Origin of the sequence: Marivivens donghaensis (assembly GCF_011806565.1) — a bacterium.
GTDB lineage: Bacteria > Pseudomonadota > Alphaproteobacteria > Rhodobacterales > Rhodobacteraceae > Marivivens > Marivivens donghaensis_A.
In genome coordinates this window covers 39304-62371 of sequence record NZ_JAATOP010000003.1, presented here as the reverse complement: position 1 = coordinate 62371, position 23068 = coordinate 39304, and the positions used below count along the sequence as shown (strand labels likewise).

26 protein-coding genes and 1 tRNA gene are annotated in these 23068 nt (G+C 60.5%); 10 read left to right on the top strand and 17 right to left on the bottom strand.

Going from position 1 to position 23068, the window contains the following annotated elements; all coding sequences use genetic code 11:
* Positions 1 to 40 precede the first annotated feature (40 nt).
* Positions 41 to 604 carry a hypothetical protein gene (locus HCZ30_RS05570; protein ID WP_167637265.1) on the top strand — a complete coding sequence of 188 codons (564 nt, stop codon included), beginning with the start codon at positions 41 to 43 and terminating at the stop codon, positions 602 to 604.
* On the opposite strand, the gene HCZ30_RS16865 is transcribed toward HCZ30_RS05570, so the two are convergent.
* The 6 genes from HCZ30_RS16865 to HCZ30_RS05540 all read right to left on the bottom strand — a co-directional run bounded on the left by HCZ30_RS16865 (position 517) and on the right by HCZ30_RS05540 (position 4393).
* Complete coding sequence (locus HCZ30_RS16865) at positions 517 to 975, bottom strand: plasmid mobilization protein (protein ID WP_167637263.1); 459 nt, start codon at positions 973 to 975, stop codon at positions 517 to 519. The two genes, HCZ30_RS05570 and HCZ30_RS16865, sit on opposite strands and share 88 nt — an antisense overlap.
* Entirely contained in the window at positions 968 to 1789 is an 822-nt protein-coding gene (locus HCZ30_RS05560) for a hypothetical protein (RefSeq protein ID WP_167637261.1), read from the bottom strand. Before HCZ30_RS05560 ends, HCZ30_RS16865 begins: the two co-directional genes overlap by 8 nt.
* A gap of 152 nt (positions 1790 to 1941) precedes the next feature.
* The gene (locus HCZ30_RS05555; RefSeq protein WP_167637259.1) at positions 1942 to 2151 is read right to left on the bottom strand and encodes a MerR family transcriptional regulator; all 210 of its coding nucleotides are present in this window, start codon (positions 2149 to 2151) and stop codon (positions 1942 to 1944) included.
* A gap of 107 nt (positions 2152 to 2258) precedes the next feature.
* Positions 2259 to 2864, bottom strand: coding sequence for a hypothetical protein (locus HCZ30_RS05550; RefSeq protein WP_167637257.1), 606 nt, complete (start codon positions 2862 to 2864; stop codon positions 2259 to 2261).
* 115 nt (positions 2865 to 2979) lie between these two features.
* A complete protein-coding gene (locus HCZ30_RS05545; protein ID WP_167637253.1) occupies positions 2980 to 4155 on the bottom strand; it encodes a tyrosine-type recombinase/integrase in 1176 nt (391 codons plus the stop codon).
* Between the two features lie 148 nt (positions 4156 to 4303).
* A tRNA-Ser gene (locus HCZ30_RS05540) sits at positions 4304 to 4393 on the bottom strand.
* Between the two features lie 130 nt (positions 4394 to 4523).
* Between HCZ30_RS05540 and HCZ30_RS05535 the strand changes: the two genes are divergently transcribed.
* Positions 4524 to 5249, top strand: coding sequence for a DUF4130 domain-containing protein (locus HCZ30_RS05535; RefSeq protein ID WP_167637250.1), 726 nt, complete (start codon positions 4524 to 4526; stop codon positions 5247 to 5249).
* On the opposite strand, the gene ychF is transcribed toward HCZ30_RS05535, so the two are convergent.
* Positions 5201 to 6298: a redox-regulated ATPase YchF gene (gene ychF, locus HCZ30_RS05530; RefSeq protein WP_167637248.1), complete on the bottom strand. Its 1098-nt coding sequence runs from the start codon at positions 6296 to 6298 to the stop codon at positions 5201 to 5203. The two genes, HCZ30_RS05535 and ychF, sit on opposite strands and share 49 nt — an antisense overlap.
* Before the next feature lie 198 nt (positions 6299 to 6496).
* Between ychF and HCZ30_RS05525 the strand changes: the two genes are divergently transcribed.
* The 3 genes from HCZ30_RS05525 to HCZ30_RS05515 all read left to right on the top strand — a co-directional run bounded on the left by HCZ30_RS05525 (position 6497) and on the right by HCZ30_RS05515 (position 8889).
* The gene (locus tag HCZ30_RS05525; protein WP_167637246.1) at positions 6497 to 6904 is read left to right on the top strand and encodes a VOC family protein; all 408 of its coding nucleotides are present in this window, start codon (positions 6497 to 6499) and stop codon (positions 6902 to 6904) included.
* A 68-nt stretch (positions 6905 to 6972) separates the two neighbouring features.
* Positions 6973 to 8136 (top strand): alpha-hydroxy acid oxidase, encoded by a 1164-nt coding sequence (locus HCZ30_RS05520; protein ID WP_167637244.1) that lies wholly within the window; start codon positions 6973 to 6975, stop codon positions 8134 to 8136.
* Positions 8137 to 8262: 126 nt separating this feature from the next.
* Complete coding sequence (locus HCZ30_RS05515; RefSeq protein ID WP_167637242.1) at positions 8263 to 8889, top strand: 50S ribosomal protein L25/general stress protein Ctc; 627 nt, start codon at positions 8263 to 8265, stop codon at positions 8887 to 8889.
* 112 nt (positions 8890 to 9001) lie between these two features.
* On the opposite strand, the gene HCZ30_RS05510 is transcribed toward HCZ30_RS05515, so the two are convergent.
* Entirely contained in the window at positions 9002 to 11122 is a 2121-nt protein-coding gene (locus HCZ30_RS05510) for a DEAD/DEAH box helicase (RefSeq protein WP_167637240.1), read from the bottom strand.
* 115 nt (positions 11123 to 11237) lie between these two features.
* Between HCZ30_RS05510 and pth the strand changes: the two genes are divergently transcribed.
* Both pth and HCZ30_RS05500 read left to right on the top strand, forming a co-directional pair.
* On the top strand, positions 11238 to 11918 hold the full coding sequence (pth, locus tag HCZ30_RS05505; protein WP_167637238.1) for an aminoacyl-tRNA hydrolase: 681 nt from the start codon (positions 11238 to 11240) through the stop codon (positions 11916 to 11918).
* The gene (locus tag HCZ30_RS05500; protein ID WP_167637236.1) at positions 11915 to 12943 is read left to right on the top strand and encodes a DUF2332 domain-containing protein; all 1029 of its coding nucleotides are present in this window, start codon (positions 11915 to 11917) and stop codon (positions 12941 to 12943) included. Before pth ends, HCZ30_RS05500 begins: the two co-directional genes overlap by 4 nt.
* Positions 12944 to 12970: 27 nt before the next feature.
* On the opposite strand, the gene trpB is transcribed toward HCZ30_RS05500, so the two are convergent.
* Entirely contained in the window at positions 12971 to 14227 is a 1257-nt protein-coding gene (trpB, locus tag HCZ30_RS05495; RefSeq protein WP_167637234.1) for a tryptophan synthase subunit beta, read from the bottom strand.
* Between the two features lie 90 nt (positions 14228 to 14317).
* Here trpB and HCZ30_RS05490 point away from each other — a divergent pair, with 90 nt between their 5' ends.
* A complete protein-coding gene (locus tag HCZ30_RS05490) occupies positions 14318 to 14908 on the top strand; it encodes a DUF4893 domain-containing protein (protein ID WP_167637231.1) in 591 nt (196 codons plus the stop codon).
* On the opposite strand, the gene HCZ30_RS05485 is transcribed toward HCZ30_RS05490, so the two are convergent.
* The 6 genes from HCZ30_RS05485 to HCZ30_RS05460 all read right to left on the bottom strand — a co-directional run bounded on the left by HCZ30_RS05485 (position 14898) and on the right by HCZ30_RS05460 (position 19472).
* Complete coding sequence (locus HCZ30_RS05485) at positions 14898 to 15332, bottom strand: GNAT family N-acetyltransferase (protein WP_167637229.1); 435 nt, start codon at positions 15330 to 15332, stop codon at positions 14898 to 14900. The genes HCZ30_RS05490 and HCZ30_RS05485 overlap by 11 nt on opposite strands.
* Positions 15329 to 15970, bottom strand: a complete 642-nt coding sequence (locus HCZ30_RS05480; RefSeq protein ID WP_167637226.1) for a phosphoribosylanthranilate isomerase — start codon at positions 15968 to 15970, stop codon at positions 15329 to 15331. Before HCZ30_RS05480 ends, HCZ30_RS05485 begins: the two co-directional genes overlap by 4 nt.
* 5 nt (positions 15971 to 15975) lie before the next feature.
* Positions 15976 to 16323, bottom strand: coding sequence for a LapA family protein (locus HCZ30_RS05475; RefSeq protein ID WP_167637224.1), 348 nt, complete (start codon positions 16321 to 16323; stop codon positions 15976 to 15978).
* Between the two features lie 9 nt (positions 16324 to 16332).
* Positions 16333 to 16635: an integration host factor subunit beta gene (gene ihfB / locus HCZ30_RS05470; protein WP_167637222.1), complete on the bottom strand. Its 303-nt coding sequence runs from the start codon at positions 16633 to 16635 to the stop codon at positions 16333 to 16335.
* A 272-nt stretch (positions 16636 to 16907) separates the two neighbouring features.
* Positions 16908 to 18590, bottom strand: a complete 1683-nt coding sequence (rpsA, locus tag HCZ30_RS05465) for a 30S ribosomal protein S1 (protein WP_167637219.1) — start codon at positions 18588 to 18590, stop codon at positions 16908 to 16910.
* A gap of 252 nt (positions 18591 to 18842) precedes the next feature.
* Positions 18843 to 19472, bottom strand: a complete 630-nt coding sequence (locus tag HCZ30_RS05460; protein ID WP_167637217.1) for an NAD(P)H-dependent oxidoreductase — start codon at positions 19470 to 19472, stop codon at positions 18843 to 18845.
* 106 nt (positions 19473 to 19578) lie between these two features.
* Between HCZ30_RS05460 and HCZ30_RS05455 the strand changes: the two genes are divergently transcribed.
* Positions 19579 to 19953, top strand: coding sequence for a winged helix-turn-helix transcriptional regulator (locus HCZ30_RS05455; protein ID WP_348640352.1), 375 nt, complete (start codon positions 19579 to 19581; stop codon positions 19951 to 19953).
* On the opposite strand, the gene HCZ30_RS05450 is transcribed toward HCZ30_RS05455, so the two are convergent.
* Both HCZ30_RS05450 and aroA read right to left on the bottom strand, forming a co-directional pair.
* On the bottom strand, positions 19950 to 20543 hold the full coding sequence (locus HCZ30_RS05450) for a (d)CMP kinase (RefSeq protein ID WP_167637214.1): 594 nt from the start codon (positions 20541 to 20543) through the stop codon (positions 19950 to 19952). The two genes, HCZ30_RS05455 and HCZ30_RS05450, sit on opposite strands and share 4 nt — an antisense overlap.
* 125 nt (positions 20544 to 20668) lie before the next feature.
* Positions 20669 to 22021, bottom strand: coding sequence for a 3-phosphoshikimate 1-carboxyvinyltransferase (aroA, locus tag HCZ30_RS05445; RefSeq protein WP_167637212.1), 1353 nt, complete (start codon positions 22019 to 22021; stop codon positions 20669 to 20671).
* A 149-nt stretch (positions 22022 to 22170) separates the two neighbouring features.
* Between aroA and HCZ30_RS05440 the strand changes: the two genes are divergently transcribed.
* The gene (locus tag HCZ30_RS05440) at positions 22171 to 23067 is read left to right on the top strand and encodes an SDR family oxidoreductase (RefSeq protein ID WP_167637210.1); all 897 of its coding nucleotides are present in this window, start codon (positions 22171 to 22173) and stop codon (positions 23065 to 23067) included.
* The last annotated feature ends 1 nt before the right edge of the window (position 23068 follow it).

Below are 23068 nucleotides of genomic sequence, written 5' to 3'. Positions count from 1 at the left end.
GAGCGGGGTCTAGCGGATCGGCCCACCGATTGCGCTTGTTGTGAAGATCGACAAAAGCGCCGAAACCTTTCTCATGACCGGGCGGCGCGATGTTGAGGCTCTTTTGGCTGCCAAGCTCGATCCTCGGCATCAGGAAGTGGAGCTCGACGCCGTGGGCATGCGTGTGCCGCACCCACAGCATCTCAAATTGGTCCGGATCGAGCCCTGGGCACGCAAAGCCCTCGAAGGCCTCGATGATCTCGCGCTGCTGATCATCGGATGGAGCATCTTCTGCTGCGAAGCTGATGACGCCGGACTTGTATCTCCATTGATGGGGCACTGCGTCGATGAGGTCCTGCATCCGGGCAGGGTTGCCTTCGATCACTTCGGGAAGCGGATCACGGCGCACGTAGGTCGGACGCCCTTGGTCATCGAGGATGGGATCGCGATTGTCGTCGTAGGCCTTTACGTGTTCGGCCAGCAGGTAGTTGATCGCCGACGCGGCGTCGCCTCGACCGTGCTTGAAGAACTTGACCATCATCGCCGCTGCTCAAGTTCGCGAAGCGCCTCGAGCTCACGGTCAATGGCGACCAAGGCTGCGGAGACGGCTATGATGTCCAGCTGATGAAAGGCCCGCATTTTGCGCGCGGCGTTTATCGCACGGGCAACCTGGTTCAGATTGGCACCGAGGCGCGAAAGGGCAACTAGCAGCCTCGGATCGGCGGGCGGGACCGTTTTGCGATGGCCGCTGTGGACGAGCGGCAGGCGTTCTCGAAGCAACTCGGCCAGCGGACGCCGCGCTCGGGCCGCTTCTGCATCCAGCCTTGCCTTCTCGCTGGCGGAGCAACGGAACGCGATAGTGTGGGTCAAAGGTTCCGCGTATTTGGGTGTCCTGGCTCTAGCGGGGTTTGAAGGGGGCGCCGCCCCCTCACGAGGTCCCACGTTGTTAAACGTGGGTGACCTTGCTTTCCCTTTAAATGCACGCTTCTCAGCCATCGGGACACCGCCTTGCATTCATCGCACGAAGGTCCTGGCAGATTTTGCTGTTCATGGTTTCTGGCAGAGGTCTTGCCTGGAAGGCCCCGCCATCTTTTTCTCTTTCTTTATTTCTTTCTATATATGGCACCACCCTGTGGTCAGGGTGGGTGGTCAGTGAGGTCACCGTGCCATCATCGTGTGTGCTTCCCCCAGCCACGGTGGCCCGAGGCAACTGACGCCATGCTGGGCGGCGCTTCCGCATGACATCCTCATACTCGAACACAACCGCCGCACCGTGGGTGCGATATTGATCCTCAAGTATCGGTGAGAGGTCCTCGTACATCTCCCATGCGTCATCAAGGAAACGGCGCACCTCTTCGACGACACGTTCGCCATGGCTACTTGACCGTTTGAAGCGTTTCGTCCGCAGCAGGCACCCGATCACGAATTCCGCAACGGTTCGGCGAGCCATGTCGGTCACGGGCAGCTCACCCGACAGGAAATGGCGTGCAACCTGCCGGGTGTGGTCGGCGTTCTTGGGGCAATTCACGGACCTGAACCAGCCGCACATCCTGATGATCTCTGCTTGTGGATCGTACTCGAGCAAACCTGCACGGCTGAGTCTGTCCAGGGATTTCAATACGTCCTCGGGCTGAAGCCTTGTTTCATCTGCGATGAGCGAAACCGGATACCTGAACAGCCCGCAGAAATCGGCCTGAGCACTAAGATGTGCAGTAAAGTAGAGGTTCCGGTCGGAGCAGTTCGTGAGGTCACGAAACGCCCGCATGTGGAGAATTGACGTGTCCAGCATGGCAAATTCTTTCTTGGCCATCGGGCAAACCTTTCCTGTTCGGCTCCAACGTAGTTGGGCCGGAAATGCCGCTAGAGCGGCTGCATCAAGCTTGAAAAGAAGGGCGGAAAAGGCTTACAAAGATGGTGCAGATATCGATTTGCAAGGCCCCGCCCCGTGCGGGGTTTTGTGTGTTAGGCGGCTTCGGAGGTCGAGACCCGCACACTGTTCACCCAGGAATTCAGGTCGTGGCCATCATACTTGATGCGGCGTCCGAAGCAGAGATAGGCAGGGCCCACTCCCTTGTGGCGCCACTGCGCGCGTTTGGATTTGGGCGCGATCAGATCAAGCTCAACGTCATTGTCATCGTAGATACGTTCGGGGTCGAAGTACTTTCGTTCCATAACTGACTCCATGCGGTTCAACTGAAGCCAAGATGCGCGAAACCGGACCGCGCGTCACGGTCCGGCATCGTCAAAACTCCCGGTATTTTCGAGTTAGTCTTTTGTTATCAGTGCTTTGAGAGGAAATCGCCTACCATCAGAATGTCCTTGTCGTCCGCGGGGAGGGCAAGAGCTTTTTCAGCGTAGTAGGATGCAGTCACCTGAAGGCCGATAACTTCGAACATCTCGGCCAGACACCTTCGGTAGCGATAGGCGCGATCACCCGTGTCATCCCCTGAGGGCCACCGGCCGCGTTCGTAGAAATCAAGGATCGCGCGCAGCCTCGCGGCAATTCGATGTGCGCGAATGTTTCCCGGCTGTGATTTTTGCTGCCTCAGGTATTCCTCGCCTGCTGCACATAAGTTGCCAACAGCCTTGGCCAACGCAGCGGGCCCCTTCTGTATCGCGTCATTGATGACGAATGCCGCTGGCCGCTCGAGTTCGATGACCTCAAGGATCGCTTTCGCGAAGTAATCCTCGGCCATCCCGATAGAGCCCCTCCGGCGGGACGTCATGGATTTTTTAAGTAGCCTCTTCGCCTTCCGGCACCTCTTCAGTGCCTGCTCGAGATGACCGACCCCGTAGTCGTTGCCAGTGTCGCAAAAAAGGGGGTCTTCAAACCAATTGAACAGAAACACCCCTGGTGTCAGTCGGCTATCCGTGTCGAGGTCCATGTATGTCCACGTTTCCAGACAGTCCGCGATCCTCTCGAGCATCCTCATGTAATAATATTCGGGGTTGTCTTCATTGAAGTGAGACAATCGTGGATCAAGACCCGGATAGAGATATTCAGCACTGCGAGGCCACATGGGAGCACCACCTTTCCATGAGTTCACGTCGTTTCTGGAGAAGGTCTGAGCGGGCGTATGCCCGCTCGACTTCGTTCCCGACCTTGTGGCCGAGGCTCATTTCTGCCACCTCACGAGGCGCATTTGCCTCTTCAGAAGCCCAGTCCCTGAACGTCGAGCGGAAACCGTGGACGGTGATGTTGTCCGTCTGCATGCGCCGCAGCAGCATGAGCATCGACATGTTGGATAGCGGTTTGTGTCGCTTCTGCCCTTCGAAGACGCAATCCGACCGCAGCGCCTTCAGTGGCTCCACCACTGCAATCATCTGCTCAGTTAGGGGAACCCGGTGCTCAGCCCCGGTCTTGGTCCGATCCTCCGGAATCGTCCAAACGAGCTGTTCGAAATCAAACTCCTCCCAAGTTGCCTGGAGAACCTCACTGGTCCGGCAGCCGGTCAAGCAGGTCATTGCCAAAGCCTTGGCGGCAGTACCTGGCTGTTGAGTGACCGCGGCAAAGAAGGGCGGCACGTCACGCCAGTGCATGGCGCTGTGATGCTTCACCTTGGCCTTGACGCGAGGCAGGACACGCCCATCCATGACGACCGTAACGGGGTTCTCGCCTTCACGGTGACCCCGTGAGCGGGCGACATCGAGAACAGCTTTCATCCGCTGCGCCACGCGCCGAGCGGTCTCGTGCTTGACGGTCCAGATAGGGGACAGCACCTGCAGGACTTCGGGTTGCCCGATGTCCGAAACCGGCATCCTCCCTATCTTCGGGAAAGCATACTCAGCCAGCGTATTGATCCACTGCTGGGCATGCTTGGGGTTCTTCCAGGTGGGGAGCCGCTCGACGTGAACGGTGCGGGCGACTTCTTCGAAGCACGGTACCACGACATCTTGGTTGAACTTGGGGTTCAGCCCTTGCCGTGCAAGCCTGCGATACTCGAGAGCTCGATCTCTGGCGACGTTCAGCGTGACGACATCAGCGCCGCCTAGTCCGAAGTCAGTGCGCAGGGGCTTGCCCATGCGATTGCGTTGTCCCTTCACGGTCACGCGCACGATCCAACGTCGTGCGCCGGAAGGATCAACGATTAGGTAGAGTCCATTGCCGTCACCATGACGGCCTGGACCGAGCGAGCGGACGAGATTCCTCGTCAGCCGACCGGTGCTGTAGGCCATGCCTATACCTCGTTTTATACCACGGAATGAACAGCACCGAGCAAAAGCGAATTGAGGCGATCAGTATCGAAGCGAGGCGGGGTGGTGCGTAAGTTCAATACCTTAGAGGGTAGAACAGCACTGTATGCCAATCAACCAAAATGGTGGGTGGCGGAGACGAAGGGATTCGAACCCTCGAGACCCTTCCGGGCCTACTCCCTTAGCAGGGGAGCGCCTTCGACCACTCGGCCACGTCTCCGTCGACCCGTCTAATGGCGGTTTTCGGGGAAGACAAGGTGCTTGCTTGATTTTTCGACATTGTCGTTTCGCAAGCTTTCCCGCTTGCGGCTGCCGATATGGAACATATAGTGAACATACGGAGTCGCTCGATGTTCGCCATACCGCTGCCTTTCAGTTCCACCGCCCCTGCCTGGCGCCGTGCTGCACGGCATCTGCTGGCTGCCCGCGTGCCGCCGGAACAAGTGTCATGGGAGGTCCTGCCGCCTCGGGAAGAGGCCTATCTGCCCCCTCTTCCGATGGCACGTTTCAAGGTGCGCGTGCCCGAGCGGTTCCTGCATCTGGCCGATAGCGTGACGTCCCACGCGAGCGAGGACCGCTTTGTGCGGCTCTATCGTCTTGCGTGGCGTCTGAAGCTGACGCCGGGGCTACTGACCGAGGGCAAGGATCCCGACGTGACGGCGCTGCTGGGGATGGAGGAGGAGGTTCGCAAGAGCCTGCGCCGCCTGAACCGGCAGTTGCGCCTGCATGATCTCGGCTGGCGGAGCGGACGGCGGCTCTATGCCGGATGGTGCGATGTGGAGAACGATCCCGTCGAACTGGCGCTGCCTGTGTTCCGGCGCAAGTTTTCGGACCTCGACTGGGTGGTGCACACGCCCGCGCGGACCGTGCGGAATATCGCGGGGAACGAGCTCGCCTATGAGGCCCCTGCCCGTCCCGATCTGCCCAAGGATACCAGTCAGGCCGAGTGGCAGAAATGGTTGTGGGCGCAGGAAACCCGCGCCCACGTCATGCTGGCCTTGCCTGCGCCGTTACCGGCGCTGACGCATCAGGTGTTGAACAGGAAGTGCAGTACGTCGCCGTCCTTGACGATGTAGGTCTTGCCTTCCGCGCGCATCTTACCGGCTTCTTTGGCGCCGTTTTCACCTTTGTAGGTGATGTAGTCGTCGTAGCCGATGGTTTCTGCACGGATGAAGCCGCGCTCGAAGTCGCCGTGGATGACGCCAGCGGCAGCGGGAGCACCGGTGCCTTCCTTGATGGTCCATGCGCGGGCCTCTTTCGGACCGACGGTGAAGTAGGTCTGGAGGTGCAGCAGCTCGTAACCAGCGCGGATCAGACGGTCGAGACCGGCTTCGGTCAGGCCCAGTTCGGAGAGGAACATTTCCTGCTCTTCTTCGTCGAGCTGGCTGATCTCTTCTTCGATGCGGGCCGAGATGACGACGTGGCTGTTGCCTTGCGCGGCGGCCATTTCGGCAACGCGGGCCGACTGGCTGTTACCCGAACCGGCCGAGGTTTCTTCGACGTTACAGACGTAGAGAACGGGCTTCGTGGACAGAAGCTGGAGCATTTTCCACTGCTTCTGGTCCTCGTCGGCGATTTCGACGGTGCGGGCGGGCTTGCCTGCCTCGATGGCTTCTTTGGCGAGGTTCAGCAGGCGCTCCTGCTCCACGGCTTCCTTATCGCCGCCGCGCACCTTGCGGACGATGTTCTGGAGACGGCGCTCGATCGACTCGAGGTCGGCGAGCATCAGTTCCATCTCGATCGTTTCGGCATCGGCGACCGGATCGACACGGCCATCGACGTGGGTGATGTCGTCGTCTTCGAAGCAGCGCAGAACGTGGGCGATTGCGTCACATTCGCGGATGTTGGCGAGGAATTGGTTGCCCAGACCTTCGCCCTTAGATGCGCCCTTCACCAGACCGGCGATGTCCACGAAGGTCATGCGGGTCGGGATGATCTGCTTGGAGCCCGCAATCTCGGCCAGTTTGTCGAGGCGCGGGTCCGGAACGGCCACGTCACCGACATTCGGCTCGATGGTGCAGAACGGGAAATTGGCGGCCTGTGCGGCGGCGGTCTTGGTCAGTGCGTTGAAGAGGGTCGATTTACCGACGTTCGGCAGACCCACGATACCCATCTTGAATCCCATCGGACCCTCCTGAATTAGCTCGAAGGGCTTCTAGGACGGGCAGACAAGCGACGCAAGCGTCGCTGAGGGGGCGCTGCCCCCTTCCGCCGCTTTGGCGGCGACCCCCGGGATATTTCATGCACAAAGGCAAATCTGTTGCGACACCGAAACGCGAAGCACACAGTTCGGGCACAAGTTCCGGCAGAGGAGATTCGGACCGTGTTTACCCCCTACATTCATTTCAAAGGTCACTGCCGCGAAGCGATGGCGACCTACCAGAGCATTTTCGGCGGAGAGCTGACGGTTTCGACCTATGGCGACATGCCCGACATGGCCGCGCCCGAGATGGGATTGGATCGCGTGATGCATTCGGCTCTGATGTCGCCGGAGGCGGGCAACCTGATGGCCTCGGATTTTCCAGCGAATTTCGAGGGCGATGACCAGAAGGCGATGTCCGTGTCGGTCGAGGTCAAGACCACCGAGCGGGCCGAGGAAATCTACGAGGCGCTCAAGACCGAGGACGGGATCATCATGCCGTTCGGGCCGACGTTCTTTTCTCCGGGCATGGGGATGACGAAGGACCGTTTCGGTACGCACTGGATCATCATGACGACGCCTGCGGCATAGGGCGCAAAGCAGTTGCGCTGAAACCTTCGAATTGGTAAGTATTTCGCACCAATTATCAGGATAGCGCCATGCCCGTCATTACCTGCATTGATGACCTCAAGCGTCTGCACAAACTGCGGACGCCCAAGATGTTCTACGATTACTGCGAGTCCGGCTCGTGGACCGAACAGACCTTCCGCGAGAACACCAGCGACTTCGACAAGATCCGCCTGCGTCAGCGCGTGGCCGTCGATATGTCGAACCGTACGACCAAGACGACGATGATTGGGCGGGATGTGGCGATGCCGGTTGCGCTGGCGCCTGTGGGTCTGACGGGGATGCAGCGCGCGGACGGCGAAATCAAAGCGGCGCGGGCGGCGGAGAAGTTCGGCGTGCCGTTCACCCTGTCTACCATGTCGATCTGTTCGATCGAGGATGTGCGCGAAAATACGAAGGCTCCGTTCTGGTTCCAGCTCTATGTCATGCGTGACGAGGAGTTCGTGGACAACATCATCCAGCGCGCCAAGAATGCAGGCGTCGATGCGCTGGTAATTACGCTGGATTTGCAGATCCTCGGGCAGCGTCACAAGGACCTGAAGAACGGTCTGTCCGCTCCGCCCAAGCTGACGGCGAAGTCGATCATCGACATGGGATGGCGCGTGCAGTGGGGGCTGGAGATGCTCCAGACCAAACGGCGCACGTTCCGCAATATCGTCGGCCACGCGAAGAGTGCCTCGGATATGTCGAGCCTGTCGGCGTGGACCGCCGAGCAATTTGAGCCGCGGCTCGATTGGTCGATGATAGCGCGGCTGAAGGAAAAGTGGGGCGGCAAGGTTATCCTCAAGGGCGTTCTGGACGTCGAGGACGCGAAGAAGGCCGTCGAGGTTGGCTGTGATGCCATCGTCGTGTCGAACCACGGTGGTCGCCAGCTGGACGGTGCGCTGTCGTCGATCCGCGTTCTTCCGTCGATTGTCGAAGCGGTCGGCGACCAGACCGAAGTTTGGCTCGATAGCGGCATCCGTTCGGGTCAGGACGTGCTGAAGGCGCTCTGCCTCGGCGCCAAGGGCGTCATGATCGGACGGGCCTATATTCACGGGCTCGGCGCGATGGGTGAGGCCGGTGTCACCAAGGCGCTCGAGGTCATCCACAAGGAGCTCGACATCTCCATGGCGCTCTGTGGTCGCCGTGATATCAACACCTTCGACCGCGATATGGTGCTGGTACCCGACGACTTCGAGGGCCGCTGGGCGTAACGCCATATAAAACAGGGCCACGGGCCGTTTTGGTCTTTCCAAAATAGGGATTCGCGTGTATGTGCGCGGCTTCATCGGGCCGCACACCCTTGGAGGGCGGCCCCACCTATATTGGAGATTATCAAGATGGCACGTGAGATTCCTGATCTTATCGCCACGGAACGTACGGGGACAGGCAAGGGGGCCGCTCGTCAAGCTCGCCGTGAAGGCAAAGTTCCGGGTATCGTTTACGGTGGTGGCGCAGAGCCCCTCGCAATCAACCTCGACTTCAACAAGCTACTGCAAAAGCTGAAAGCTGGCCGCTTCATGTCGACCCTCTTCAACCTCAAGGTTGAAGGTCAGGAAGACGTCCGCGTCATCTGCCGCGGCGTTCAGCGCGACGTGGTCAAGGACCTTCCGACCCACATCGACCTGATGCGTCTGAAGCGTACCTCGCGCGTGAACCTCTTCGTTCACGTCGAATTCGAGAACGCAAAAGCTGCTCCGGGCCTCAAGCGTGGCGGCGTTCTGACCGTCGTACGTCCGGAAGTCGAACTCAACGTTGTTGCCGGTGACATTCCGGAACAGATCGTTGTCGACCTGACCGGCAAGCAAATCGGTGACACCATCCACATTTCGGAAGTCACCCTTCCGGAAGGCGTCAAGACTGTCATCGACCGCGACTTCGTCCTCGCCAACATCCAGGCTCCGTCGGGCCTCGTGTCGGCTGACAACGCTGAAGAAGACGCTGCTGAAGAGGGCGGCGAAGAGTAATCTTTGCCCCTTTTCGGGACTGAATGAAACGGAGCCTTCGGGCTCCGTTTTTTATTGGCCGGACGCCAGCTGAAGAGCCAAAGAAAAAGGGGCCCGAAGGCCCCTTCCTGAATTACTTGCCGCGCTTGGGCTTTCCGCCAGCGGGCGAACCCTTGCGATGCGGACGGGCATCTGCGCCGCGATCCATACGCTTGCTGGTGTCCATCGCGTTGCGGCGTTTCTTGTCGTCACCGTTCCAGCGCTTCTTGCCGTCGCCGTCCGACTTAGGCGCCGGCTTCCCACCGCGATCTTCACGCGGCCTCCAGTCGCCCTTCGGCTTGCGGTCCTTGAAGTCGCCCTTGGGTTTGCGATCCTCGCGCGGCTTCCAATCGCCTTTCGGCTTATCGTTGTCGCGAGGCTTCCAGTCACCCTTCGGCTTGTCTTCGCGCGGTTTCCAGTCACCCTTGGGCTTGCGGTCTTCGCGCGGTTTGAAATCGCCGCGATCTTCGCGGGGCTTCCAGTCGCCTTTGGGCTTACGGTCTTCGCGCGGCTTGAAATCGCCACGGTCTTCGCGGGGTTTCCAGTCGCCGCGATTTTCACGCGGCTTGCGGTCACCACGGTCGAACGACTTCTTGCCGCCGCCTTTTGGGCCGCCACGGAACGAGAAATCAGGCGCAGAGGTCATGCGCTCGGCGGTGATGCCCTGCTCCAGACCATCGGCGGTCATGGTCGCGAAACTATCGGCGCTCTTCTCCGCGATTTCGACGTAGGTGACGTCGTCCTGAATGCGGATCGCACCGATCTCGTCCTTGCTGATACCGCCGCTCTTGGCGAGCATCGGGAGCATCCAGCGCGGGTCCGCGCGGCCTTCGCGACCGATCGACAGCGAGAACCAGACAGCGGGGCCGAATTCTTCGCGGCGCCTGGCCTTTGCTTGGTCACGGTCGTCGTCACGCGGCGACGGCGCGCCGAGGTCTTCTGGAGCCGAACGGCGCGCCTGATAGAGGCGCAGGTAAGCGGCAGCGATGGTTTCGGCGCTGTAACGCTCGAGCAGACGCTCTGCGAATGCGGCTTGGGTATCGGTCGGGGTCTCGTTCCACGCGTCGTCGTTCAGCAGACGCTCTTCTTCGCGCGACTGGACTTCTTCTGCGGACGGGGCTTCGGTCCATTCAGCCTCGACCTTCGCGCCTTTCAGAAGGCGGGTCGCTTTGCCTTTGGCCTTCGGGGGCACGATCAGAGCCGAGATACCTTTCTTACCAGCGCGGCCAGTACGGCCCGAACGGTGCAGAAGGGTTTCGGAGTTCGACGGCAGTTCGGCGTGGATCACCAGTTCCAGACCCGGAAGGTCGATACCGCGCGCCGCAACGTCGGTCGCCACACAAACGCGCGCACGGCCATCGCGCATCGCTTGCAGCGCGTGGGTACGTTCGGCTTGGCTCAGTTCGCCCGAAAGCGACACAACTTGGAAACCACGGTTCGACAGACGCGCGGTCAGGCGGGCCACAACGGCGCGGGTGTTCGCGAAGACGATGGCGTTTTCGGCATCGTGGAACAGCAGCGTGTTGATGATCGCGTTTTCCGCATCGCGCGGGCCGACGTTCATCATCTGATAGGTAATGTCGGTGTGCTGGCGCGCCTCGCCTGCGGTCTGAAGGCGCATCGCGTCGCGCTGGTAGCTCTTCGCCAGTTTGGCGATGCCAGCGGGAACGGTGGCCGAGAACAGCAGCGTGCGGCGTTCTTCGGGCGCTTCGCCCAGCAGGTATTCGAGGTCTTCGCGGAAACCGAGGTCCAGCATCTCGTCAGCTTCGTCGAGGACGATCGCTTTGACTTCGGACATGTCGAGCGCGCCGCGCTGGGTGTGGTCACGCAGACGGCCTGGCGTGCCGACAACGATATGCACACCGCGGTCGAGCTTGCGGCGTTCGTCGCGCGGGTCCATGCCGCCGACAGCCGAGCCAATCACGGCACCGGTCTGGCCGTAGAGCCATGTCAGTTCGCGCTGGACCTGAAGCGCCAGTTCGCGGGTCGGCGCAACGATAACCGCCAGCGGCAGACCGGCAGGTCCGACGCGGCCGTCGTCGTTGACGATCTGGGGTGCGATAGCAAGACCGAAGCCGACAGTTTTGCCCGACCCGGTTTGCGCCGACACCAGAAGGTCACGGCCGTCCACTTCGGGATCGAGCACGGCCTTCTGGACGGCGGTCAAGTTTTCATAGCCGCGTGCAGCCAGAGCATCGGCAAGGGTCGGGATCATGTCGGGGGACTTTCACAAAGAGAATAGCAGAAGGCGCGCCAATAGCTTCTTTTAAAGGACATGTATATGGCCTTTTTCGATGGTGCATGACTGAGTGCGCGATTAGTTTGCTATTATGAAACTTTTTGTCGGACTTGGAAACCCTGGCGCGAAATATGCGCGCAATCGTCACAACATCGGCTTTCTGGCCGTCGAGCGGATTGCCGAGGACCACGGATTTTCCCCGTGGCGCGCGAAATTTCAGGGACAGATTAGCGAAGGGCGGCTCGGCTCCGAGAAGGTGCTGCTGCTGAAACCCGAGACGTTCATGAACCTCTCCGGCCAGTCGGTCGGCGAGGCGATGCGCTTTCACAAACTCGATCCTGCCGACGTCGTGGTGTTCCACGACGAGCTCGATCTTGCCCCCGGAAAGTGTCGTTTGAAGACCGGCGGCGGCCACGCTGGCCACAATGGTTTGCGGTCAATTCACCAGCACATCGGGGCCGAATATGACCGCGTAAGGCTCGGAATCGGCCATCCAGGGCACAAAGATCGCGTTGCGGGCTATGTTTTGGCCGATTTCGCGAAGGTAGAGCAGGATTGGCTTGATGACCTGATGCGCGGCATTTCGGACGGTGCCTCTGCCCTCGCGGGGGGTGAGGGGCCGAAGTTCATGAATGCCGTTGCGCTGCGTGTTGCACCCCCGCGCTCGTCCACCACGACACCCAAAGCGGCCAAGCCCGCGAAGGTCGAGGCGGAACCCGAAGCCGTAGACAATCGTTCGCCTTTGCAGAAACTGGCGGACAAATTCAAATGACGGACAGGCTTCCTGAAGCGTTCAGAACCCAAGCCAAAGCGTGCGGCGACCTCGGCTCGCCGTTCATGCAGCGCCTGATGAATCTGATCGCCGATAGGCTGCAACCCGACCGTCCCGTCACGCGGAAGATGTTTAACTGGCCCGGAGACCTCGGTCCGTCGGGCGAATCGATTCCCCTCCGCTTTGCCTCCGCGCTTCACGCGCTGGCGCTGCTGGAACGCTGCGGAATGCAGGACGTGTTTCCGCCGCACGAACAGGATGACGAAACCATCTGGGGCGCGGTCGAGTGGGCGCTGACCGATGAGGCCGCGTTTATCTCGACGTGGATCGACAGCCCGCCGCAAACGAACGAGGTCCGCAGATCGGCCGCGTTGATCGCCGCAGGTCAGTGGATTTCGGAGCGCTACAAACTGCCCTTGGTCCTGCGCGAAATCGGGTCGAGCGCGGGCCTCAACCTGCATTTTGATCACTACGGGCTGGAGGTCGGGGAGACGGTCTTCGGCAACCCTGACAGCCCCGTCGTTTTCACTCCCGAGTGGACAGGTAATCCGCCGCCCCAAGCCGACATGCAGGTCATCGACCGCCAAGGCATCGACCTCATGCCCATCGACCCACGCAGTCCCGTCGATGCGACCCGCCTGCTGTCTTATCTGTGGGCCGACCAGACTTACCGGATGGAGCTAACCCGCTCGGCGATCACGCTCTGCGACACGCCCGTTCTTCAGGGCGATGCGGTTGACTGGCTGGACAGCCTGTCGCTGACCCAAGGCGCGATGACGATGATCTATTCGACCGTCGCGTGGCAGTACCTCAGCGGCCCGCAGCAGGAACGCGGCCGCGCTGCCATCGAAACACTGGGCAAGGCGGCGACAAAGAAAGCGCCGCTCGCGTGGTTCCGCATGGAGGCCGACGAGAAAGGAAAAGGCGCAGCTTTGACGCTACGCCTCTGGCCCGGAGACCTGTCACTGAAGATGGGCCGCGCCGATTTCCACGGGCGCTGGATCAGCTGGAAAGTACCGTATTAAAAAAGGCTCCTCGCGGAGCCTTTTGTTTTAGTCAGCGTCGCGACCGATTTTGGTGTCCGACATATCCACGCCCAGATGGCGGGCGACGGTGAAGATGTCTTTGTCACCGCGGCCACACATATTCATGACGATGATGTGGTCCTTCGGCAGGGTCGGCGCGATTTTCATTACATGTGCCAGCGCGTGCGATGGTTCGAGCGCCGGAATGATGCCTTCGGTGCGGCACGAGAACTGGAACGCTTCGAGCGCCTCTTTGTCGGTGATCGACACGTACTGCGCGCGGCCGATGTCGTGTAGCCATGCGTGCTCCGGACCGATACCCGGATAGTCGAGGCCAGCCGAGATCGAGAAGCCTTCGAGGATCTGACCGTCGTCGTCCTGAAGCAGATAGGTGCGGTTGCCGTGCAGAACGCCAGGACGGCCGCCGGTCAGCGACGCGCAGTGCTCCATCTTTTCGTTCACGCCTTTACCGCCGGCTTCGACGCCGATGATGTTGACCGACTTGTCGTCGAGGAACGGGTAAAACAGGCCCATCGCATTGGAGCCGCCACCGATCGCCGCGATCACCGTGTCGGGCAGACGGCCTTCGCCTTCCTGCTCGGGCAGCTGCCAGCGGACTTCCTTGCCGATGATCGACTGGAAATCGCGGACCATGGCCGGATAAGGGTGCGGACCGGCGACGGTGCCGATGCAGTAGAAGGTGTCGTCGATGTTGGTGACCCAGTCACGCAGCGCATCGTTCATCGCGTCCTTGAGCGTACCGCGACCCGAAGTCACCGGGACAACCTCGGCGCCCAGCAGGCGCATACGGAACACGTTCGGCGCCTGACGTTCGACGTCGTGGGCACCCATGTAGACCACGCACTTGAGGCCGAATTTCGCGCAAACGGTCGCGGTCGCAACGCCGTGCTGACCAGCGCCGGTTTCCGCAATGATGCGGGTCTTGCCCATGCGGCGCGCCAGAATGATCTGGCCGAGCACGTTGTTCACCTTGTGCGCGCCGGTGTGGTTCAACTCGTCACGCTTGAGGTAGATCTTCGCACCCCCGAGCTCTTCGGTCATGCGGGATGCGTAGTACAGCGGCGACGGACGGCCGACGTAGTGCTTCCACAGGTCGTCCATTTCAGCCCAGAAAGTGGGATCGTCCTTGGCTTTTTCGTACTCTTTCTGAAGTTCCAGAACGAGCGGCATCAACGTTTCGGCAACGAAACGTCCGCCGTAGTTGCCAAAGCGGCCTTGCTCGTCAGGTCCGTTCATGAAGCTGTTAAAAAGATCGTCTGCCATGACCCTACCTCCCTATACGGATTCGCCTTCGGACTTAGCGCCCGCAAGGTCTAGGGTAAATAGCAGGTCACGACACAAAGGTAATCCGATATGTTGAAGACGGTTGGTTTCGTCGCACTTGCCACTTTCTGCGCCACCATTGCCAGAGCGGACGTCCGCCTCCCCGACCAAGAAAGGTTGGCGAACAACGCCGACACCTACGCCGAAGCGTTGGCGAGTGCCGTCAGCGCCGCCAGCCAGTCGGAGCTCCGGCTTCTAGAGCAGATCGTGAACCCGCCCGAGATCGAACTGAGCAACGTAGAGGGCAACTGGAACTGCCGCACGGCGAAACTCGGCGGGCGCTTTCTGGAGATCGTCATTTATCAGGACTTCCGTTGCCGCATCACCAAGGTCGACGACGGCACCTACAATCTGGAGAAGCTGACAGGGTCGCAGCGGACCTCCGGCCAGTTCAGCAAGATCGAAGGCGGGAAGTGGCTCTACCTCGGTGTCGGCTACGTCGATGGTGGTCCTGCGGTGAGCTATGACGAACTGCCGACGGATACCAACACGCCCGTCGATCCCGGTTCGACCCATTCGGTTGTCGGCTATTTCGAAATGACGGGCGAGAACACGGCGCGCCTAATGCAGCCCTCGCCGCAGTACGAAAGCCAGTACGACATCCTCTATCTTACGAGGTAAGCGCTTTCTTGAAGCCAGCGTGGCTCTGTTTATAGCCAAGCCGGATGTAGAAACGGTGAGCCGCCTCGCGCTTTGCGTTCGAGGTCAGATTCATCACCGTGGCCCCTCCCCGCTTGGCACGCTCTTCGGCGTCGGCCACTAGCTGTTCCCCGATCTTCTGTCCTCGCAAATGCGAGGCCACGCGCACGCCTTCAAGGATCGCACGGCACGGGGCGGAGAGCGAAATCAGGTGGTTAATGGAAATCTGGTAGGTGGCGATGATTTCGCCATCCATCTCTCCGACGATCAGCTCGGTGCCTTGAAGCGCATCGAACATCGCCTCGCCGTCGAGGTCGGTGCGGGCCGTCCCGATCCAGTCCTCGGCCAGTAACTCCAGAATGGCAGGCACATCCGCCCGTGTTGCAGGGCGGAAGGCCAATGTCATGCTTGGACGGCTTTCATAAACGCGCGGATCATGTCGGGGTCTTTCACCCCCGGTGCGCTTTCAACGCCAGAGGACAGGTCCACCTGACGCGCGCCCGTGTAATCCACCGCCTGCGCCACGTTGCCCGCGTTCAGGCCGCCAGCCAGCATCCACGGACGGGTCCAGTATTTGCGGCGGGCCAGCGACCAGTCGAGCGTCACGCCATTGCCGCCCGGACGGTCAGAGCCCTTCGGCGCCTTCGGTTCGATCAGCAGTTGGTCGGCGACCTTGGCGTAGATGTCGATCTGCGGGGTGTCCTCGGGACCGGACAGGCCGATCGCCTTCATCACAGGCAGACCGTAGCGGCTGCGCACTTCGGCCACGCGCTCGGGCGTTTCCGTTCCGTGCAGCTGGATCATATCGAGCGGCACATTGCCCGTGATCTGGTCGAGCAGCTCGTCCGTCGGATCGACGACCAGCGCGACCTTGGCCACGCCGAGCTTCGTCGCGAGCGCCAGATCGGCGGCTTCGTCGATGGTCACATTGCGCGGGCTTTTGGGAAAGAAAACGAAGCCGACATAGGCGACTCCGGCTTCACATGCGGCATCGAGATTGGTGCGGTCCCGAAGGCCGCAAATCTTTACGCGAACATCAGACATCTTGTTTAGGACCGTTCGACCAGAGCCAGAACGTCGTCCTTGCTGTGACCGGTGCCATCGCTACGCGTGGCAAGTTCCTGACGCAGCTTTTTGGCTTCTTTGCCTTGGCGACGCGCCTGTTTGCGGACCGGATGCTCGCGCATCCATTCCCACAGGAATCCGATCAGCAGGCCGATGCCGACGCCAGCAAAGATCGCCACGAAGAGCGGCAGCTGAATGTCAGGTGAAATGTGAAGAAGGTCGGCCATAGCCTGAGGCATGGCGCGCAGGGTAACGATATCGCGGTTGGCGAGGCCAACCAGCACAAGAACCAGCGCCACCAGACCCCAGAATGCGTAACGGATTGTTTTCATAAATCTCTCTTACTCGTCGTCTTCGGTCCCTTCCAGACCGTTCAGGCGATCGCGCAAGAGCTTGCCTGTCTTGAAGAAAGGGACGTGCTTTTCCTCTACATCAACGGGTTCACCCGTGCGAGGGTTCCGTCCCATTCTTGCATCGCGCTTCTTGACTGAAAACGCGCCGAAACCGCGCAGTTCGACACGATTGCCTTCGGCCATGGCGTCGGTGACGGTTTCAAATACGGTATTCACGATCTTTTCGACGTCCCGCTGATAGAGATGCGGGTTCTCGTCTGCGATCTTCTGGATCAGTTCGGACCTGATCATGCTGTAGCTCCCCCCGAATAATCGGCTCAGAGTTAATCCCTGTCATAGAGAAAACTATACGTATTCAGTCCAACGCGGCAAAGGTTTCTCACAGGGCCTATGAAGAAATTCGCAGATGTTACGGGTGTTTGGCACCCTTTTACCGGCTCGACGCCGCACAATGTAGGCGCAGATGCACACGCGACCACCACTTAACGAAATTTGATTCGGCAAAGAAAAAGCCCCGCTACCGGCTGGTAGCGGGGCCTGATCTTGCGATCCGAAGGGAACGATTACTCGTCGCCGCCCTTCAGAGCTGCGCCGAGGATGTCGCCCAGCGAAGCGCCCGATTCGGACGAACCGTACTGTTCGACAGCTTCTTTTTCTTCAGCGATTTCACGAGCTTTGATCGACAGACCCAGCTTGCGCGACTTCGAGTCGACGTTGGTGACGCGAACGTCGACCTTGTCGCCTACGCCGAAGCGCTCAGGACGCTGGTCAGCACGGTCACGCGAGAGGTCCGAACGACGGATGAACGACTTCATGCCTTCGTATTCGACCTCGATGCCGCCGTCTTCGATAGCGGTCACGTTGACGGTGATGATCGAACCACGCTTCACGCCGCCGATAGCTTCAGCGAACGGGTCGCCTGCCAGCTGCTTGATCGAGAGCGAGATGCGCTCCTTATCAACGTCGACTTCGGTGACAACGGCTTTGACAACGTCGCCCTTGCGGTAGTTCTGGATGGCGTCTTCACCGCGCTCGTCCCACGACAGGTCCGAAAGGTGAACCATGCCGTCGATGTCGCCCGGCAGGCCGATGAACAGACCGAATTCGGTGATGTTCTTGACTTCGCCTTCGACCTGGGTGCCTTCCGGGTGGGTCTCAGCAAAGACTTCCCACGGGTTACGCTGGGTCTGCTTGAGGCCGAGCGAAACGCGACGCTTGGCCGAGTCGATTTCCAGAACCATGACTTCGACTTCCTGCGAGGTCGAAACGATCTTGCCCGGGTGGACGTTCTTCTTGGTCCAGGACATTTCCGAAACGTGTACCAGACCTTCGACGCCCGGCTCCAGCTCCACGAAGGCGCCGTAGTCGGTGATGTTGGTCACGCGGCCGGTGTGAACCGACTCGAGCGGGTACTTGTTTTCGACCGAATCCCACGGGTCGGCCTGAAGCTGCTTCATGCCGAGCGAGATGCGGTGGGTTTCCTTGTTGATCTTGATGACCTGAACTTTGATGGTCTCGCCGATCGACAGGATTTCCGACGGGTGGTTTACACGGCGCCATGCCATGTCGGTGACGTGCAGCAGGCCGTCAACACCGCCGAGGTCAACGAACGCACCGTATTCGGTGATGTTCTTGACGACGCCTTCGACGGTCTGGCCTTCAGCCAGGTTGCCGATGACTTCGGCGCGCTGTTCGGCACGCGATTCTTCGAGGATAGCGCGACGCGAAACAACGATGTTGCCACGACGACGGTCCATCTTGAGGATCTGGAACGGCTGCTTGAGACCCATGAGCGGGCCAGCATCGCGAACCGGACGTACGTCGACCTGCGAACCCGGCAGGAACGCAACTGCGCCGCCCAGATCCACGGTGAAACCGCCCTTGACGCGACCGAAGATTGCGCCTTCGACGCGCTCTTCTGCTGCGTATGCCTTTTCCAGACGATCCCAGGCTTCTTCGCGGCGAGCCATTTCACGCGAGATGACGGCTTCGCCACGTGCGTTTTCGGCAGCGCGCAGGAACACTTCAACTTCGTCGCCGACGTTGATGTTCGGAGCTTCGCCCGGGTTTGCGAATTCTTTAAGATCGACGCGGCCTTCCATTTTGTAGCCTACGTCAATGATGGCTTGGCCAGCTTCAACAGCGATGACTTTGCCTTTGACAACCGAACCTTCGCTCGGGGTGTCGATTTCGAAGCTTTCGTTAAGGAGGGCTTCGAATTCCTCCATCGATGCGTTAGCGCTCATCAGCGTACAGTTTCCTTTACAAGTGCTTTTCACGGGCCAGGCGGTTGGTTCCGCCGGTCTTAGTTTCGTTCATCCACGGACGCCTTGATTCGCAAAACAATGAGGGCCAGAGGTATGCCTCGGGCCCTGCTCATCTGTCTTGCGGCTCTTGAACGGCCTGCGGACGTGCGTGCGTTTAGCGAATGAAACCCAAGTTTGCAAGGCTAAAACGGCTGCCGCACATCCCTTCGGCCCGATCAGGCCGACACCGGCTTACTTGATCTCGGTGACGAACTGATCGCGCGGACGGCGGACCTTCTTCATCGGAGCGAGCCAGTCAGCGGTTTCGTCGCGGTAACCGACCGGAAGGATACAGACCGACTTGAGGCCCTTTTCGGTCAGACCGAGGATCTCGTCGAACTTGGCGTTGTCGAAGCCTTCCATCGGGGTCGCGTCGACTTCTTCCTCGGCGGCGGCCATGATCGAGAAGCCCAGACCGATATACGCCTGACGTGCGGCGTGCTGGAAGTTTACGTCGGCTTCGCGCGGCAGGTACATGCCTTTCAGGCGGTCGAAGTATTCCTTCAGGCCGTCCGAGCTACCGCGGACTTCGGCGGTCAGGTCGACGAATTCGTCGATACGCGCGTCGGAGTAGTTGTCCCAAGCCGCGAAGACCAGAACAGCGGTGCCGTCGACGATCTGACGTTGACCGAAAGCGGCTTCGGACAGTTGGGCGCGGATGCCGTCGTTATAGACAACGAAAATTTCGAACGGCTGGAGGCCCGAGGAGGTCGGCGCCATACGCGCAGCTTCGACGATGCGGTCGATCTTTTCAGCCGGAACCTGTTTCGCGGGATCCATAGCTTTGGTTGCGTAGCGCCAGTTCAGTTTCTCGTAGAACATTATAGTACCTTAAGGATTGGTATAAGAAAGATACTGGTATATATTGGGAACCGGAAACGAGCCGCAAGAAGGCACATTTCTGATACCCGGTATCATGGAGGGAACCGTGAAAGACATCGGCCATTGCCCCACACAATGCAGCAAAATCAACGGGTTACTGTCCCGCGTGGGTGACCGCTGGAGCATTCTGGTGATCATCTCTTTGGCGAGTCGCGATGTGATGCGTTTCAATGAGTTGAAACGGCATCTCGGAATCACGCAGCGCATGTTGTCGCGCACCCTGCGAGAACTGGAGCGTGACGGACTGGTGCTTCGGACCGCCTACGCAACCGTGCCGCCGACCGTCGAATACCGACTGACGGACCTCGGACGGTCGTTCGGGCGCGCGGCGGAAGTCATGGGAGAGTGGGCGGTCGAAAACGTCGCGGCCGTGGATCAGGCCCGCGCGGCTTTCGACGCAAAGGAAGTGGAGAAGGCTTAAGCCATCTTCGCCTTGATCGCGGCCACGGCGGCCGCGACGGCCTCTTCGATGCTCAAATCGCTAGTATCGACCAGAACGGCATCATCCGCCGGTTTGAGCGGTGCATCGGCGCGGTTCATATCGCGGTCGTCGCGCTCTTTGACTTCGGCCAGCACCTGAGCCTCGTCGCCGCCCACTTCGAGCCAACGGCGATGCGCGCGCACTTCGGCGGAGGCGGTTACGAAGAGCTTCACCTCGGCATCAGGACAAATCACGGTGCCGATGTCGCGGCCATCCAGAACAGCGCCGCCAGCCTGAGCCGCGAAACGGCGCTGGAAATCGACAAGAGCCGCGCGGACTTCGGGGATCACGGCGACCTTCGACGCCGCCTGCCCCGCTTCCATCGTGCGCAGATCGGTGCGCTTGAGGTCTTCGGGCGTCAGACCTTCGGCAGCGGCAATCGCTTCGGAACCATCGGTGACTTTGGCGCCGACAGCACGATAAAGAAGTCCGGTATCGAGGTGGGCAAAGCCGAAATCGGCAGCCACCGCCTTGGAGATTGTTCCTTTGCCGGCCGCTGCGGGACCGTCGATTGCTACCGTGAACTTCATATCGCTCTCCTAGTTCAGTCTACCGCCACCCTGCACCCACATCTCGAACAGGCGCATTCCGCCGAAAATCACCAGCAGGCCCGTCACGAAGATGGCCCGCCAGTTTCTTTTCGGCTTTTCGTCGCTCACTGGTTCGACCGCGAAACCGCTGCGCCCAGTTCGGCCATCAACGGCTCGAATATCGGGAACGAGGTCGCAATGGGCGAGCCGTCATCGACAGACATAGGCTTTTCGGTCGCCATGCCCATCACCATGAACGACATGGCAATGCGGTGGTCGAGGCGCGATTCAACGGTCGCACCGCCTGGCACGTTACCGAAACCTCGGCCCTTGACGATCCACCAATCATCGCCTTCGTCAACTTCGACGCCAGCGGCGCGCAGGCCCTTGGCCATTGCGTCGATACGGTCGGATTCCTTGACGCGGAGCTCCTTAACGCCCTTCATCACTGTGTCGCCCTCGGCAAAGGCCGCGACGACCGACAGCACCGGATATTCGTCGATCATCGACGCGGCGCGGGCGGGCGGGACTTCGATGCCCTTGAGGTTCGGGCTGTATTTCGCACGCAGGTCGGCAACAGGCTCGCCGCCCTCTTCGCGCATGTTTTCGTATTCGAGGTCCGCACCCATTTCGCGCAGCGTGGTGAACAGGCCGGCGCGGGTGTCGTTCAGACCGATGTTCGGCACCAGAACGTCAGAGCCTTCGGCGATGATAGCGGCACAGACAGGGAAAGCAGCCGAGGACGGATCGCGCGGAACGACGATGGTCTGGGCTTTCAGTTCGGGCTGACCGGTGAGGGTGATCTTGCGGCCCTCGTCGGTGTCCTCAACCGTGATCTCGGCACCGAAACCGGCAAGCATACGCTCGGTGTGGTCGCGGGTGGCTTCTTTCTCGATGACAACAGTCTGGCCCGGAGCGTTCAGACCAGCCAGCAGCACAGCCGATTTGACCTGAGCCGACGGAACCGGCGTAGTGTAGGTAACAGGCACGGGGTTCGCAGCGCCGACGATGGTCAGCGGCAGGCGGCCACCCTCGCGGCCGTAGGACTTCGCGCCAAACAGCGCCAGCGGATCGGTCACGCGGCCCATCGGGCGCGAACGCAGCGAGGCATCGCCGGTGAACGTGGCCGAAATCGGCGAGGTTGCCATGCAGCCCATGATCAGGCGCACGCCGGTGCCAGAGTTGCCGCAGTCGATCACGTCCTCAGGCTCTGCAAAGCCGCCGACGCCGACGCCTTCGACGGTCCAGTTGCCTTCGCCGTGGTCGGTGACGGTGGCGCCGAATGCGCGCATGGCCTTGGCGGTATCCAGAACGTCCTCACCCAGCAGCAGGCCCGAAATCTCGGTCTTGCCGACGGACAGCGCGCCGAGGATCAGCGAGCGGTGCGAGATGGATTTGTCGCCCGGAACATTGGCAACACCCGTCAGCGGGCCGCACTTGCGGGACGTCATTGGAATCGGGGTACCGTGGCCGGACATTCAAACCTCCTGAAGCTTCGGCAGCGTCTTAGCGCAACCCATTGTTAGCGTCCATCACCGCAGAGGCCCTTTGCACATTTGTATGTGATGGAACCCATCTGCGGCGGAGGCGATTGGTCTGGCAACACGTTTCCCGAAAGGAGGGCACGATGCCCAAGAACCAATACGACGCGACCGACCCGCGCGATTCCTACCCCCGCCCGCCGTTCCCTTCGCAGCCGCAGGACAGCACCGGCAGCATCTTCGACATGAAACCGCAGCCCGACCACGGCGAGGAAAGCTACAAGGGCTTCGGCCGCATGAAGGGCCGCAAGGCGCTCGTCACGGGCGGCGACAGCGGCATTGGACGCGCAGCGGCGATTGCTTTCGCCCGCGAAGGCGCCGACGTTGCAATCTCCTGTCTTCACGCCGATAGCGAGGACGCGAAGTCCACACTGGAGCTGCTGAAATCCGAAGGCGTCAACGCGCAGCTTTACGGCGCGGACAACAGCGACGAACAGGCGTGCATCCAGTTAATCGCGGACGTGGTGCGCGACCTCGGCGGGATCGACGTGCTGGTGAATAACGCAGGGATGCAGAAACAACAGCCAAAGATCGAAGACCTCGACAGCGATCAGTTCGTGAAGACATTCCAGACGAACGTTTTCGGCACGTTCTGGCTCTGCAAATCGGCGTTGAAGTACATGGAGGCAGGTGACGCGATCATCAACGTGACCTCGTCGCAGGCATACGATCCGTCGCCGCAGCTGCTGGACTACGCCTCAACCAAGTTCGCGCTGCGCGGATTTACCCAAGCGCTCGCCGCTCAGGTGATCGAACGCGGTATTCGCGTGAACGCCATCGCGCCGGGTCCGTTCTGGACGGCACTTCAACCGTCGGGCGGTCAGACCGACGAAAAGGTTCAGCATTTCGGGGAAGGTGCGGCGCTTGGCCGTCCGGGCCAGCCCGCGGAAATCGGGCCGGCGTTTGTTTTTCTCGCCACCAACGAGTCGTCCTACATGACGGGCGAAACCATCGGTCAGACCGGCGGCAAGCCCATCGCGTAAA